Genomic DNA, 13,103 nt, shown 5'->3' on the forward strand with positions numbered 1-13,103 from the left:
CTGCCGCGCCCGCGGTCGACCCACCCACCGCCGCTGCCTCCTTCGAGGCAGCGGCGGTGACGTAGGAGGTAGCGCGCCCCCATGAGGCCCGGGGCCGACCTACCGTTGTCCCACCTGAACCGCTCCTCCTCTCCAACTCCCTTGAAAGGCGCGTCTGATGCGTACTGTCGTGGTGAAGAACTTCGGTGGCCCCGAGGCTGCCGAGCTGATCGGGACCGAGCTGCCGGCCCTCGGCGCGGACCAGCTGCGGATCCGGGTCGCCGCTGCCGCCGTGCACCCGGCCGACCTGCTGACCCGCTCCGGCGCGCTGGCCGCCCTGCTGCCCGAGCGCCCGCACTACACCCTCGGCTGGGACCTGTCCGGCACCGTGGACGCGGTGGGCGCCGAGGTCACCTCCTTCGCCGTCGGCGAGCCGGTGGTGGCGCTCTCCGACTGGTTCGCCACCCTGAACGGCACCCAGGCCGAGTACGTGGTGCTGCCGGCCACGGCGGTCGCCCCCGCCCCGACCAAGGCCACCGAGGTCGAGGCCGCCACCCTCCCGCTGAACGGCCTGACCGCGGCCCAGGCGCTGGACCTGATCGGCCTGGCCGAGGGCGCGACCCTGCTGGTCACCGGCGGGGCCGGCGGTGTCGGCGGCTTCGCCGTCGAACTCGCGGTCAGCCGGGGCCTGCGGGTGATCGCGGTGGCGGGCATCAAGGACCAGGCCTTCGTCACCGGGCTCGGCGCCCAGTGGGTCGAGCGCGGCGAGCAGGCCGCCGAGGCGGTGCGGGCGCTGGTGCCCGGCGGCGTGGACGGGGTCTTCGACACCGCCCTGGTCGGCTCACCGCTGCTGGCCGCCGTGCGCGACGGCGGGGTCTTCGTCAACGTCTTCCCGCCGGCCGCCCCGGTGGCCGAGCGCGGCATCCGGGTGGACAGCGTCGGCGTGCACAGCGACGGTGCCCAGTTGGCCGCGCTGTCCGAGCTGGTCGACCAGGGCAGCCTGACGCTGCGCCCGGCCCGCACCTTCGCGGCGGCCGAGGTGGCCGCCGCCCACACACTGCTGGCCGGCGGCGGCCAGCGCGGCGGGGTCGTCCTCACCTTCTGACTCTGACCCCCAGCCAGTGAGTTGCAGCCAGCGCGTTGCAGCCAATGAGTCGCAGGAGGGCACCGCAATGAGCCAATCCCCCACCCGCGTGGCCGTCATAGCCGGTGCCGGCAACGACATCGGCCTCGCCGTGGCCCGCAAGCTCGCCGGCCACGGCTACCGGATCGCCGTCGTCGACCGGACCGAGGCGCTCTGCTACCGCACGCTGGAAGCCGTCTCGGCGGCCGGCGGGCAGGCGCAGGTGTTCCCGGGCGACGTCCGGCTGATCCACGAGGCCGAGGCGGTGATGACCCGGATCGCCGAGCAGTTGGGCGAGCCCTCCGTGCTGGTCAACAACACCTCCCAGCTGCCGGACTTCGCCCCCAGCTCGCTGCCCGGGGCGGAGGAGGACTGGGACGGCACGCTGCGCGCCGGGCTGCGGGCGCCCTACCTGCTGAGCGCGGCGGCCCGGCGCTACCTGGTCGGCCAGGGCTGGGGCCGGATCGTCAACGTGGCCCGCCCGCAGGCCGGCGGCGAGCGCGGCGATCTGGCCGCGGCCGCCGCGACCGACGGGGTGCGCGGGCTGACCCGGGCCCTGGCGGTCGACCTCGGGCCGCACGGCGTCACGGTCAACGCCGTGCTGCCCGGCCTGATCGCCACCGACTCGGCCCGCACCGCGGCCGACTGCCTGGGGGTCAGCTTCGAGGACGCCCGCAAGGACGTGCTGGAGCGGATCCCGCTGGGCCGCCCCGGCACCCCCGAGGAGGTGGCCGACGCGGTCTGGTTCTTCGCCTCCGAGGCGGCCGACTACGTCTCGGGGCAGGTGCTGCACGTGGCCGGCGGCCCGGTGGCCTGAGCCGCGGCACTCCGGCCCCCGGGCGGCGGGGCGGGCGTCAGCGCCGCCCGTACCCCGCCGGGCCGCCGCGGTGGCCGACCGGCTCGATCAGCTCGCGCTCGACCGCCTTGTTCACCGCGTCGATCCGCGAGACCGCGTCCAACTTGCCGAAGATGTTGCGCAGATGGCGCTTGACGGTGCCCTCGGTGATGCCCAGGCGGCCGGCGATCTGCCGGTTGCTCAGCGCCTGCGCGGCCCAACCGAGCACCTCCACCTCGCGGCTGGACAGGCCGCCGGCCTCGCCCGCCTCGCCGGTCGCGCGGCGCAGGCTCTCCGGCGAGACCGAGACGGTGACGGTGCGCCGCCCGCTCTCCTCGCGCTGGCGGATGGTGGAGATCAGGGTCTCCCGGCTGACGCTCTTGTGCAGGTAGCCGCGCACCCCGAGGGAGAGCAGCTCCTGGACCAGCCGCTGGCCGTCGTCCATGCTCAGCACGATGATCCGGATCTGCGGATCCCGGTCCAGGATCCGCCGGACCGTCACCGGCGGGTCGTTCTCCGGCATCTCGATGTCCAGCAGCACCACGTCGGGCCGGTGCTGCCCGGCCATCCGGATCGCCTCGGTGCCGGTGCCGGCCTGGGCCACCACCTCGAAGCCCGGCTCGGTCTCCAGCAGGTCGCAGAGCGCGCCGCGCAGCAGCGTGTGGTCGTCGGCGACCAGGATCCGCACCCGGTCCTGGTCGGCCAGGGCCGTGACGCCGGCCTGGGCGAGGTCCTCGCTCACGCGCTCTCCACCTCCTCGTCCGCGGCGCCCTCGATCGGTATCCAGACCAGCACCTGGGTGCCCTTGCCGGGCGTGGAGGAGATGTTGACCGTGCCGTGCAGCAGCTGCACCCGCTCGCGCATCCCGTCCAGGCCGTTCGAGGTGCCCTTGCGGCCGACCGCGCCCGGGTCGAAGCCCCGTCCGTCGTCGAGCACTTCGGCCTGCACCTCGTGCGGGGCGATGTCGATGTGCACCACGATGTTGCCGGCCTCCGCGTGCCGCAGCGCGTTGCGCAGGCACTCGCGGATGATGATGAAGAGCTCCTCGGAGACCTTGCTCGGCACCCACTCGTCGGAGCCCTTGACCCAGATCTGCACCCGGCCGCCGGCCTCCGCCATCGAGGCGGCGAAGCCCTTGAGCGCCATCTCCAGCGAGCCGGAGACGTTGGAGCGGCGCAGCTCGGTGACCATCTGGCGGGTGGTGTCCATGGCCTCCAGCACCGCTGCCTTGGCCGCCTTGACGTGCGGTGAGATGTCGTCGCCGGACCGCAGTTCGTGCAGCTCCAGCTGACGCATCGCCAGGCTCAGCGAGTTGCCGAGCTGGTCGTGGATCTCCCGGGCCAGCTTGCGCCGCCCCAGCTCGTGCAGCTCGCGCACCCGGCTGAGCAGGAAGGTGTCGTAGCCGACCGAGCCGACCTCCAGGCGCCGGCTGACGCCCTCCTGGAGCGAGCGCAGCGCCGCGGTGTAGTGCTCGTCGCGGGCGTGCGAGTGGCGCACCGCGCCGGCCAGCTCCTCCGCCCAGCGGGCCGGCGCGCCGCAGGTCGCGCAGACCTCGGCGGGGTCGTGCGGCAGCCCGACCGCCGCCACCGCCTCCGCCTGGCCGGCCTCGGCGACCGCGGTGGCGAGCGCCGAGAGCACGATGTCCAGCAGCAGCATCCCGGCCCTTATCGAGTGGGTCAGGTGCAGGCCCTGGCGCAGCCGCTCACCGCCGAGGTTGACCACCTCGGCGATCTCGGTGCCGGTCACCGTCGCCCGGCCCTCGGCCAGGCTCACCGCGCAGTCCATCAGGATCCGCCGGGCCTGTACCACGCACTGCTCCCAGGCCTCGGGATCGGCGGCCAGCGGGCTGTTGATCGCCCGCAGCCCCGCCAGGTACCGTGCGAGCACCTCCGGTTCCTGGCTGAGCAGCCGCTGGGCCGTGCCGTCCTCGCCGTCGAGGCGCAGCGGTCCGGGCGCCGCCGGCAGCACTGCCAGCAGCTCCTCGGGTGGTGCCACCGTGCCCGCGCCACCGCGGGCCGATCGGTCCGCCGGTCTTGCCGGCACCGGATCCGTTTCATCGAGGTTCATCTGGCCACCCTTCCCCCGAGGCCGCGACTTCACTGCGCTGTCATCGCTGTTCCGCTGGTACGTCGCCGCGGTGGAGCGGAGTTCGCCGCTCCACCGGGTACCAGCCTATTCCCCGGGGACGCGCCGGGCGCCAGCGATCCTGACCATTGATCAGTGAGCTCGGAAGCAGCCCGGCGCACTGTCGCAGGTCCGCGCCCGTACTGTCGCAAGTCGCGTGCCCCCAGGGTCTAGGCTCGCGGGCATGGCCATTCCTCCCTTCCTCGCCGAACTCCGCTCCCTGGTGGGCACCCGACCGCTCTGGCTCTCGGCCGCCTGCGTGGTGGTCCTGGACGACCGGGACCGGGTGCTGCTCGGTCGGCGCGCGGACACCGGGGCCTGGGCGCTGCCCGGCGGCGTCATCGACCCCGGCGAGCAGCCGGCCGACGCGGCGGCGCGCGAGTGCTTCGAGGAGACCGGGGTCGAGGTGGTGCCGGAGCGGCTGACCTCGGTGAGCGTCTCGCAGCCGGTCACCTACCAGAACGGCGACCAGGTGCAGTACCTCGAACTGGTCTTCCGCTGCCGGGTGGTGGGCGGGCAGGCCCGGGTGAACGACGAGGAGTCGCTGGAGGTCGCCTGGTTCGCCCTCGACGCGCTGCCGGAGCTGGACGCGTACAACCAGGACTGGCTGGCGCAGGCGCTGGCCGGTCCGGGGGACGCGGCGGGGTTCCGCTTCGCGGGTGCGGCGGGTGCGGCGGGTGCGGCGGGTGCGGCGGGTGCGGCGGGGGTAGCCGGCGGGCACGGCGGGCACGCGACCTGCGACATTTGACGGATCGTCATATCTATCTAATAAAGTATGGCTTCATTATGAAGCAGGTACACAACGCAGCCCAGCAGCCCGCCGGCAGCCTGGCGCAGGACGCCGACGACTGCCTCTACGATCCCCGGGTCCGCACCGCGCTCGCCGAGTTCACCCTCGGCACCGACACCCTGGCGCTGGAGGCGGCCTCCGCGGTCCGGGCCGCCACCCACGCGGTGGACCGGCTGCGGGCCCGTGGTGCCCAGGGCCGCGGCCTGAGCGCCGGGGCCCTGGACATCCTGATCCGGCTCGGCGCCACGAGTGGTGAGGCGCTGAGCATCGGCGACCTGGCCAGGGCCGCCGATGTCAGCTCGCGCAACGTCACCGGGCTGGTCGACACGCTGGAGCGCGAGGGCCTGGCCGAGCGGGTCCCCGACCCGGACGACCGGCGCTCGGTGCTCACCCGGATCACCCCGGCCGGGCGCGGCTGGCTCGACACCTTCCGGCTGCCGACCCAGCGGGCGATGGCCGGCGTCTTCCAGGGCTTCACCCCCGCCGACCTGACCGCGCTGCGGCACCTGTGCCTGCGGGTGGTGGCGAACCAGCAGCGGCTGGAGCACTACCTGGAGCAGACCGAGGACGCGCTGCGCTGACCCGGCCGCCGCCCTGACCTGCTGCCGCCCTGACCTGCTGCCGTACGGACCCGCCGCCGTACGGACCCGCCGCCGTACGGACCCGCCGCCGCGCTCGGAGCGGAGCGATCAGAGCACGGCCAGGCTCCCCGCGAGGTCGTCCAGGCCGAGCGAGCCCTGGGAGAGCGCGGCCATGTGCCAGGCCTTGAGGTCGAAGGCCGCGCCGTGCCGCTGCCGGGCCGCCTCGCGCCCCCGCAGCCAGGCCCGCTCGCCGAGCTTGTAGCCGATCGCCTGGCCCGGCCAGCCGAGGTAGCGCTTGATCTCGCCGTTGCGGCGGGCGGCCGGGCTGCCGTGGTAGGCGGCCATGAACGCGGTGCCCAGCTCCGGGGTCCAGCGCTCGCCCGGCTGGAACGGCGAGTCGGCCGGGATCTCCAGCCGCAGGTGCATGCCGATGTCGATGATCACCCGGATGATCCGCAGCATCTGCTTGTCCAGGTAGCCGAGCCGGTGCGCCGGGTCGGTCAGGAAGCCCAGCTCGTCCATCAGCCGCTCCGCGTACAGCGCCCAGCCCTCGACGTTGGCGCTGACCTTGCCGAGCGTCACCTGGTAGCGGCTCAGCCGGTGCTGCAGGGTGACCCACTGGGCCAGCTGCAGGTGGTGGCCCGGGACGCCCTCGTGGTACCAGGTGCTGACCAGCTGCCAGGTCGGGAAGGCGGTGCGGCCCAGGGCCGGCAGGTAGGTGCGGCCCGGGCGGCTGAAGTCGAGGCTGGGGCCCGAGTAGTGCGGCGCGACCGAGCTGCCGGGCGGCGCGATGTGGGTCTCCACCCGGCGCAGCGGGCCCGCGATGTCGAAGTGGGTGCCGTCCAGGTCCTCGATCGCCCGCTCCATCAGCTCCTGCAGCCAGGTCCTGATGCCCTCCTCGCCCTCGATCACGTGGCCGTGCTCGTTGAGGTGTGTCATGGCCTCCAGCACCGTGGCGCCCGGCAGCACCTGCCCGGCGGCCACCCGCATCTCGGCCAGCGTGCGGTGGAACTCGCTCCAGGCCCACTCGTAGGCCTCGGCCGTGTCCAGGTCGGCCCCGGTGGCCCGGCGGGCGGCGCGCAGGTAGGTCTCGCGGCCCACCGCGTCCGGCACCTCGACGCTCGCCGGGCCGTAGTCGGTGCGCAGCCAGTCGCGGAACCCGGCGACCGCGGCGGTGGCCAGCAGCGCGGCCCCGTCCAGCTCGGCGCGCTGCTGCTCGGGCCCGTCGGCGACGAAGCCGCTGAACCAGCTGGGGCCGCCCTTGTCCTCCCCGGTCCAGGCGGTCAACTGGTCGATCACGCCCGAGACCTGGCGCGGCGCGACGAGCAGCCCGCGCCCCATCCCCTCGCGCAGCGTGCTCCGGTAGCCGTCCAGCGCGCCGGGCAGGGCGCGCAGCCGGGCGGCGGTGTTCGCCCAGTCGGCCCCGGTCTCGGTGGGGGCCAGCATGAAGGTGCTCCGCAGTTGCTGCAGCGGGCTGGCGATCGGCCGCAGTGCCAGCAGGTGGTCGCCGGCCTCGTGGCAGGCCAGCTCGGCGGTCAGCCGCTCGCGCAACAGCCGGGCGCAGTCGGCCTCGACACGCTGGGCCTCGACATCCTGGGCCTCGACACCCTGGGCCGGCGCCGGTGCGCGGTCCAGCTCGGCGAGCGCCGTGCGCGCCAGCTCGGCTCCCGCCGCGAACCACTCGGGCGACAGGCCCGGCTGCGCGTCCTCCCCGACCCGCTCGCCCAGCCAGGCGGCGGTGGCGGGGTCGTGGGCGACCATCCGGGAGACGTAGCTGTCGGCGATCCGGCGGGGGGTGAGGGTCTCTTCTGCCATGGGGATCATCCTGGCCCAGCGGCCCCGGCTGTGTCAGCACACCAACTGACCCCTCCTGGTGCGCCTCGGCCGCGCGGCCCGGCCGCTCAGCGCCCCCGGTGCGCGGTGTGACGGGTGTCTCAGGGCCCGGGTGCGCGGCGCAGCCGGCCCGGGGTGGTGCCCAGCCGCTCGCGCAGCAGGGTGCTGAGCGTGGTCGCGTTCTCGTAGCCGACCCGGCGGGCCACCACGTCGGTCGGCAGGTCGGTGGTGCGCAGCAGGTGGGCGGCCTGCTCCAGGCGCACCCGCTGGGCGAAGCGGAGCGGCGGGATGCCGAGCACCCGGTCCAGGGCGCGCTGCAGGGTGCGTTCGCTGGTGCCCACCGCGCGGGCCGCGTCGGCGATCCGCAGCGGCCGGTCGAGGTGCTCGCGCACCCAGCGCTCGAAGGCGGCGACCGTCGGGTCGTTCCGGGCGAGGTGGCCGGGGATCGCGTAACTGGCCTGGCCAGGACGGGAGTCGACCACCAGGTAGCGGGCGGTGAGGTCGGCCAGCAGCGGGCTGCGCTCGCGGACCAGGGCGAGCGCGAGGTCGAGGTGGGCCAGCGCGGCGCCGGCGGTGGTGATGCCGGCGGCGTGGGTGACCATCCGGTTCTCGTCCAGCGCCACCTGCGGATAGCGGTGCCGGAACGCGGGGGCGAGCCACCAGCTGGTGGTCGCCGGGAGCCCGTCCAGCAGCCCGCTCTCGGCCAGCAGGAAACTGCCGGTGCAGGCGGCGGCCAGCGGCACCCCGTCCGCGCGGGCCCGGGCGAGCAGGTCGAGGGTCGGCTGCCGCTCGGGGGAGTCCAGCCAGGCGAGCAGCGGCGCGGGCCGCTTGTGGCCGACCCCGGGGAGCACCAGCAGCTCGGGTGCGGGGGCCGTGGCGAGGTCGACCGCGTTGACGGTGTGTCCGGCGGCGGTGTGCACCGGCGCGTCGTCCGCGCGGATCAGGGCCACCTCCCAGGCCGGCGGGGGCTGGGGGAGTTCGCCGCGCAGCTCGTTGGCCGCCTGCAGGACGTCGAGGATCGCGGCGAGCCCCGAGTCGAAGACCCCGTCGAGCACCAGGACCGATATCTTCATGGCGGAAACGGTAAGGGATGTGTCGTATCCGCCACTGGGGGGCCTGGCGGCCGCGCTCGTAGGTTGATCGCATCAGCCGCTGCTGGTCGGTGCCGGTCGGTGCCGGTCGGCCCCCGAAGGGAAGGTCCCCCGATGACCGCCAACTCCGCCAACTCCGCCAACTCCGCTGATTCCAACGGCTCCACTGACTCCAACGGCTCCACCCGCGTCGGCCTGCTGGTCCGCCTGGAGGCCAAGCCCGAGCACGCCGACGAGCTGCACGACTTCCTGGTCTCCGCCCTGCCGCTGGCCCAGGCGGAGACCGGCACCACCGTCTGGTTCGCGCTGCGCCTGGGCCCCACCACCTTCGGCATCTTCGACGCCTTCGGCGGCGACGAGGACCGACAGGCCCACATCGCCGGCGTGATCGGCGACGGGCTGCGCGAGCACGGTCCGCGCCTGCTCGCCGCGACCCCGGAGATCCTGCCGGTGGACGTGCTCGCGGCGAAGCTGCCCGCCAACTGACGGATCGTCGGTCCTGTCCCGGCCGGCTCGGGCGAGCAACTCGCCCGCCGGGGTGTGGTTGCCAGGGGCTGCCGCACCCGCCATCGCCACGGCCGCGACCGGCGGGTCGGTGCCCGGCGGTACCACCGGTGCTCCGGACGGTGCTCCGGACGGTGCTCCGGGCCCGCTGGAGCGGCCCGGCGCGAGTGGGCCGCGGAGTAGGCTGGACGCATCCAGGGCATTCCGCATACCGGTCGCCACTCCGGCTTCGTTCTGGGTGAATCGCTAATCCGGGCAGCCGAGCGCCGACCCGGAGGCAGGCACCGGTGACGCCATGACCATCCACTCCGCGCACGCTGTCAGGTCCGGCCCCGGAGCCGTCCCCGCTCCCGCCGTCGTCCCCGGCCTCACGGTCGCCGACGCGATGGAGCCGTTCGAGTACCAGATAGCCGACGACTCCCCCGTCGACCGCGCCAACGACATCTTCCGCAGCGCCCACGTCCCCTACCTGCTGGTGCGCGACCACGACGGCCGCTGCGAGGGCCTGGTGACCGAGAGCGGGTTCCTGCCCTTCCTGGCCGGCTCCTGGTACACCCAGCGCACCGCGATCCGCGACACCGCCCACCAGCGCGGCCCGTTCGCCTGGCCGACCATGGCACTGGCCCTGGCGGGGCTGGCTATGAAGATCAAGCGCCTGGCGGTCTGGCCGGTCATCGACGAGGACGGCTACACCCTCGGCGTCATCACCGCGGACCGCGTCAAGAACCTGTTGGCCCTCGCCCCCGCGGCCGCCCCCGCGTAGGGGATTGGGGCGACGGGGCGCGGCGCGACGGGGCGCGGCGCGACGGGGTGCGGCGCAACGGTAGTGGTCAACCCCGGGTCGTCAGGCGGCGTCCGCCGGCTCGTACCAGAGGCTCGCCATCGGGGAGCGTGTGGTCCAGCCCAGCGAGGAGTAGAGCGCCTGCCCCTCCTGGGTGCCGACCAGCAGGCCGGTCCGCGCGCCGGTCTCGTACGCGGTGCCCTGCAGCGTGCGCATCACCAGGCTGCCGAGGCCCTTGCGCCGGTGCTCGGCGGCGGTCTCGATCTGGTCCGCCACGGCATGGGCGCCGACCGTCGCGATCTGTCCGCGCGCGGCGAAGTGCCCCTCGCCCGTGCGGACCAGCACCCGGCTGACGCCGCCCCGGGTCCATTGGGTGAGCGTGTAGCCGGTCGGCACCGCAGGGCGCTCCGGCCTGAGTTGACTGTCCATCAGGAATCCGGGAGCGTCCAGCCGCCAGCCCGGCCCGACCCAAGGCAGCGCCACCTGGTCCTCGGCGAACAGCTTCAGCCAGGTGCCCGGTGCGCTCGTCGCCGCGACGATCTTGCGCACGTCCGCCTCGGTCGGCTCCGGCAGCACGTGCCGGGCGAGCTGCCTGGGCTGCCCGGTCTGCCCGACGTCGATGGTCCACCCCCACGGCTCGTCGATCGGGTCCGAGGCGCCGCGGGAGACGACCCAGCCCTCGATCCACATCCGCACGAGCTCACTGATCCTGGTCTCCGGCATGGCGGCGTACCCCCTGAGCTGTAATAGGTGATAGTGCTAAGTGAACCTTACTGGAGGGGGGTGGGGGTTGGCCAGGGGGAGCGGGAGTGGTCGCGCGGCTGGTGTCGTCGGCGCAATACTGTGGTCGACCAGCGGACCGTCAGTCCTGCCCTCTCGCCCAGGTGGCCAGCACCGCGAAGTCAGCGACCGCCAGCCCGGCCCGCGGGTCGATCCTGACGCCGATCACCGAACCCCGGGGGTGACTCCCCTTTGCGTCTCTCTCCCCTCCGGGGCGTCATAGCAGCCCAGCACCGATGCGCATAGGCATGAACCAACCCTCATGCGCACAGCGTTACACCCATACACCGAGAGCAGTGGAAGGGGTTCCCCTGCACGAGATCATCACCGAACTGCGAGCCGGAATCGCCGCCCTGGAGATCGAGTTGGACCCCCAGGAAGACGCCGCGCTCCGCCTCGCCGAACACCACCTACGCGACGCCGCACACTGCGACGACCAGGTCCGCGCGGACGGCCGCCTGATCGCCGGAGGCACCCGCCACAGCGTCATGGTCGCCCATCCCCTGATCGCCGAGGCCCGCCAGCTCCGCGCCGAAGCGGGCCGCCTGATCGCCCGCGTCCGCCTCCCCGCCTACGAGCCCCCGGCAAGCCGCTCCAACGCCGCCCGCAGCCTCGCCGCCCACCGCTGGGGGCAACCGCATCTGACCACCCGAGCAACCCCGGCCCGGCCGCCCAACGAACGGGGCAGCCGGGGCCTTTCGTCGTTTCCGGGCCCGTCACTCTTCGCTGAGCGGGTGGCGAGCTGCGCGGGGCTGTGGCGTCCTGCCACTCCATGTACTGAAACTGCGTCAGAACGCCATTCGCCTGACAGGAGCACGCGGCATCAGCATCCTTGGAACTACGTAGAACCTGATCGACACCGGAGGTAGCCATGGCTCTGGAGTTCTTGGGGATCTACCCGAACACCCCGGACGACGGCTCCCCGACCATCTGGCGAGAACCGGAGACCGGGGACCTGCTCATCCAGTCGTACAAGGCCAGTGAGGACGACATCAAGGCCGCGCAGGAGGTCGGTTCGATTCCTGGTCACACCACGGACATCCCGGACCACGAGTTCATGATCCGGCTTCCCGCCAACATGATCCAGTTCATCCCCCGACCCGAGAACGAGGACAACAGCGTTGGCAACAGCGGTTCGTGAGCAGTTGGCGAAAGCCCAGCGCTCTGCGGTTCACCTGGAGATGCGGGACAGCTACATGCTGGACGACCCGGAATTCATCGCCTGGCAGAACGGCAAGCGGCTCGATCCCGCCGACCGCGAGTCCTGGTGGCGGTCCTGGCTGGACGTCGTTGCCGAGGCGACCGGCCGAGGGGTCGTGATGCGCCGACTGCGCGTGGTCTCCGAGCCGGTGACCGACTACATCCGGTACGAGTACGACGTGACGTTCCCGAACGTCGCGGCGGGCGAGGATGTGCGGTGGCTGCCACGTTCGCGCGCTGGTGACCTGCTGTTGCCTGGTCTGGACGGCTGGGTGATGGACGACGAGGTGGTGATCCTGCACCACTTCACAGGCGACGGACAGTGGGCCGAGGCCAAGATGGAGGTACGGCCCGACCCGGAGTTGGCCAAGCGGTATCTGTCGGCCTACGAAGCTGCCTGGGAACGGGCGACACCCCACGCGGAGTACCGTCCCGCCTGATCGGTATCAGTTCATGGCTGTCTCGGCATCTTCGAGTGTCCAGCGTGCCCGCCAGAATCTCGCTGACCGGCTCGGCGAGATTCAGCGGGACGCAGGGCTGACAGGGCGAGAACTGGCGGCGGCATGCGGGTGGTACCCGTCCAAGGTGTCCCGGCTGCTGAACGCCCACACACCTCCTTCCGAGGACGACATCCGGGAGTGGTGCCGGGCCTGCGGTGTGGAGGGTCGCGCGGCTGATCTGGTCGCGTCCCTACGGGCCGTGGAAGGCATGTTCATTGAGTGGCGGCGCATGGAGCGCGCGGGCCTCAAGGCTGCGCAGGAGGCTCGGTTGCCGCTGTACGAGCGAACCCACCGGTTCCGGTCCTACTCGTCATGGCTGGTCCCGGGACTGATTCAGACGCCGGGGTACACGGCTGCGGCGCTTCAAGCGATTCAGCAGCGCCGAGGGCTGGTCGACGACGTTCAAGCGGCTGTGGCTGCCCGAATGGAGCGTCAGCGGGTGCTGTACGAGGGCGATCGCCGATTCGCCTTCCTGGTCGAGGAGTCGGTGTTGCGCTGCGGGATCGGTGGCAGCGGTGTGATGCGCGACCAGTTGCACCACCTGACCACGGTCGGCTCACTTCCCAACGTCAGCATGGGAGTTGTCCCGATGCGGCCCGACCGGATGCGCTGGCCGGCTGAGGGGTTCTGGATCTTCGACAACGCACAGGTCAACGTTGAACTGATCTCCGGCTACCTCACGATCACCCAGCCCAGCGAGATCCAGTTGTACGCCGAGACGTTCGGCGAACTCGCCGAGCTGGCAGTCCACGGAACCGCTGCCCGAGAGTTGATCACATCGGCCGCTGCTCTGCTTGGCTGATCTCCGCAAGCCCGCGTGGAATCCCGTAGAACTTCGTGGCTGTATGTTCGCGCCGCTCCCTACCGTCTTCCTGACGGGATTGCAGATGCAGTCGCAGCAGCGGAAGTAGGGAGCGTGCAAGCGATGACGACTGGTACGCGGCAGCGACGGCCCCACCGAGACGATCGGCGGGCCACCCCG

The 13,103-nt window shown here is 72.8% G+C and carries 15 protein-coding genes; 10 read left to right on the forward strand and 5 right to left on the reverse strand.

Translation table 11 applies throughout. The features are described from left to right. The first annotated feature begins 157 nt into the window (after nt 1–157). Together OG455_RS19835 and OG455_RS19840 are read left to right on the forward strand one after the other, a co-directional pair. Complete coding sequence (locus OG455_RS19835) at nt 158–1,084, forward strand: NADP-dependent oxidoreductase (RefSeq protein ID WP_266295568.1); 927 nt, start codon at nt 158–160, stop codon at nt 1,082–1,084. Between the two features lie 67 nt (nt 1,085–1,151). Then, nucleotides 1,152–1,919, forward strand: coding sequence for an SDR family NAD(P)-dependent oxidoreductase (locus tag OG455_RS19840; RefSeq protein ID WP_266295570.1), 768 nt, complete (start codon nt 1,152–1,154; stop codon nt 1,917–1,919). 37 nt (nt 1,920–1,956) lie between these two features. Here the strand turns inward: OG455_RS19840 and OG455_RS19845 are convergent, their stop codons facing one another. Both OG455_RS19845 and OG455_RS19850 read right to left on the reverse strand, forming a co-directional pair. Further along, a complete protein-coding gene (locus tag OG455_RS19845) occupies nt 1,957–2,679 on the reverse strand; it encodes a response regulator transcription factor (RefSeq protein ID WP_266295572.1) in 723 nt (240 codons plus the stop codon). Further along, complete coding sequence (locus tag OG455_RS19850) at nt 2,676–4,004, reverse strand: sensor histidine kinase (RefSeq protein WP_266295574.1); 1,329 nt, start codon at nt 4,002–4,004, stop codon at nt 2,676–2,678. Before OG455_RS19850 ends, OG455_RS19845 begins: the two co-directional genes overlap by 4 nt. A gap of 241 nt (nt 4,005–4,245) precedes the next feature. Here OG455_RS19850 and OG455_RS19855 point away from each other — a divergent pair, with 241 nt between their 5' ends. Both OG455_RS19855 and OG455_RS19860 read left to right on the forward strand, forming a co-directional pair. Continuing rightward, nucleotides 4,246–4,809 (forward strand): NUDIX domain-containing protein, encoded by a 564-nt coding sequence (locus OG455_RS19855; protein ID WP_266295576.1) that lies wholly within the window; start codon nt 4,246–4,248, stop codon nt 4,807–4,809. 38 nt (nt 4,810–4,847) lie between these two features. Next, complete coding sequence (locus tag OG455_RS19860; RefSeq protein WP_266295577.1) at nt 4,848–5,432, forward strand: MarR family winged helix-turn-helix transcriptional regulator; 585 nt, start codon at nt 4,848–4,850, stop codon at nt 5,430–5,432. 108 nt (nt 5,433–5,540) lie between these two features. Here OG455_RS19860 and OG455_RS19865 read toward each other — a convergent pair whose 3' ends face one another. Further along, the gene (locus OG455_RS19865; protein ID WP_266295578.1) at nt 5,541–7,247 is read right to left on the reverse strand and encodes a DUF885 domain-containing protein; all 1,707 of its coding nucleotides are present in this window, start codon (nt 7,245–7,247) and stop codon (nt 5,541–5,543) included. Nucleotides 7,248–7,366: 119 nt separating this feature from the next. After that, nucleotides 7,367–8,338, reverse strand: a complete 972-nt coding sequence (locus tag OG455_RS19870; protein ID WP_266295580.1) for a GlxA family transcriptional regulator — start codon at nt 8,336–8,338, stop codon at nt 7,367–7,369. Nucleotides 8,339–8,470: 132 nt separating this feature from the next. Between OG455_RS19870 and OG455_RS19875 the strand changes: the two genes are divergently transcribed. Then, entirely contained in the window at nt 8,471–8,842 is a 372-nt protein-coding gene (locus tag OG455_RS19875; protein ID WP_266295582.1) for a putative quinol monooxygenase, read from the forward strand. Nucleotides 8,843–9,155: 313 nt separating this feature from the next. Beyond that, entirely contained in the window at nt 9,156–9,623 is a 468-nt protein-coding gene (locus tag OG455_RS19880) for a CBS domain-containing protein (RefSeq protein ID WP_266295584.1), read from the forward strand. 81 nt (nt 9,624–9,704) lie between these two features. Here the strand turns inward: OG455_RS19880 and OG455_RS19885 are convergent, their stop codons facing one another. Next, nucleotides 9,705–10,364 carry a GNAT family N-acetyltransferase gene (locus OG455_RS19885; protein WP_266295586.1) on the reverse strand — a complete coding sequence of 220 codons (660 nt, stop codon included), beginning with the start codon at nt 10,362–10,364 and terminating at the stop codon, nt 9,705–9,707. A gap of 353 nt (nt 10,365–10,717) precedes the next feature. Between OG455_RS19885 and OG455_RS19890 the strand changes: the two genes are divergently transcribed. From OG455_RS19890 to OG455_RS19905, 4 genes are read left to right on the forward strand one after another with little or no spacing between them, the layout of a single operon-like run. Further along, entirely contained in the window at nt 10,718–11,290 is a 573-nt protein-coding gene (locus OG455_RS19890; protein WP_266295588.1) for a hypothetical protein, read from the forward strand. 2 nt (nt 11,291–11,292) lie between these two features. Continuing rightward, nucleotides 11,293–11,562: a hypothetical protein gene (locus tag OG455_RS19895; protein ID WP_266295590.1), complete on the forward strand. Its 270-nt coding sequence runs from the start codon at nt 11,293–11,295 to the stop codon at nt 11,560–11,562. Further along, entirely contained in the window at nt 11,543–12,061 is a 519-nt protein-coding gene (locus OG455_RS19900; protein WP_353963009.1) for a DUF6879 family protein, read from the forward strand. Before OG455_RS19895 ends, OG455_RS19900 begins: the two co-directional genes overlap by 20 nt. 13 nt (nt 12,062–12,074) lie before the next feature. Next, complete coding sequence (locus OG455_RS19905) at nt 12,075–12,923, forward strand: helix-turn-helix transcriptional regulator (RefSeq protein WP_266295592.1); 849 nt, start codon at nt 12,075–12,077, stop codon at nt 12,921–12,923. Nucleotides 12,924–13,103 lie beyond the last annotated feature (180 nt).

The sequence above is a fragment of the Kitasatospora sp. NBC_01287 genome, from assembly GCF_026340565.1.
Taxonomy (GTDB): domain Bacteria; phylum Actinomycetota; class Actinomycetes; order Streptomycetales; family Streptomycetaceae; genus Kitasatospora.

Bases quoted from the DNA above. Each gene is read 5' to 3' on its own strand.
- OG455_RS19855 (WP_266295576.1), top strand. From the start codon at position 4,246: ATGGCCATTCCTCCCTTCCTCGCCGAACTCCGCTCCCTGGTGGGCACC.
- OG455_RS19860 (WP_266295577.1), top strand. From the start codon at position 4,848: ATGAAGCAGGTACACAACGCAGCCCAGCAGCCCGCCGGCAGCCTGGCG.
- OG455_RS19905 (WP_266295592.1), top strand. From the start codon at position 12,075: ATGGCTGTCTCGGCATCTTCGAGTGTCCAGCGTGCCCGCCAGAATCTC.
- OG455_RS19835 (WP_266295568.1), top strand. From the start codon at position 158: ATGCGTACTGTCGTGGTGAAGAACTTCGGTGGCCCCGAGGCTGCCGAG.
- OG455_RS19875 (WP_266295582.1), top strand. From the start codon at position 8,471: ATGACCGCCAACTCCGCCAACTCCGCCAACTCCGCTGATTCCAACGGC.
- OG455_RS19880 (WP_266295584.1), top strand. From the start codon at position 9,156: ATGACCATCCACTCCGCGCACGCTGTCAGGTCCGGCCCCGGAGCCGTC.
- OG455_RS19870 (WP_266295580.1), bottom strand. From the start codon at position 8,338: ATGAAGATATCGGTCCTGGTGCTCGACGGGGTCTTCGACTCGGGGCTC.
- OG455_RS19895 (WP_266295590.1), top strand. From the start codon at position 11,293: ATGGCTCTGGAGTTCTTGGGGATCTACCCGAACACCCCGGACGACGGC.
- OG455_RS19840 (WP_266295570.1), top strand. From the start codon at position 1,152: ATGAGCCAATCCCCCACCCGCGTGGCCGTCATAGCCGGTGCCGGCAAC.
- OG455_RS19885 (WP_266295586.1), bottom strand. From the start codon at position 10,364: ATGCCGGAGACCAGGATCAGTGAGCTCGTGCGGATGTGGATCGAGGGC.
- OG455_RS19850 (WP_266295574.1), bottom strand. From the start codon at position 4,004: ATGAACCTCGATGAAACGGATCCGGTGCCGGCAAGACCGGCGGACCGA.
- OG455_RS19865 (WP_266295578.1), bottom strand. From the start codon at position 7,247: ATGGCAGAAGAGACCCTCACCCCCCGCCGGATCGCCGACAGCTACGTC.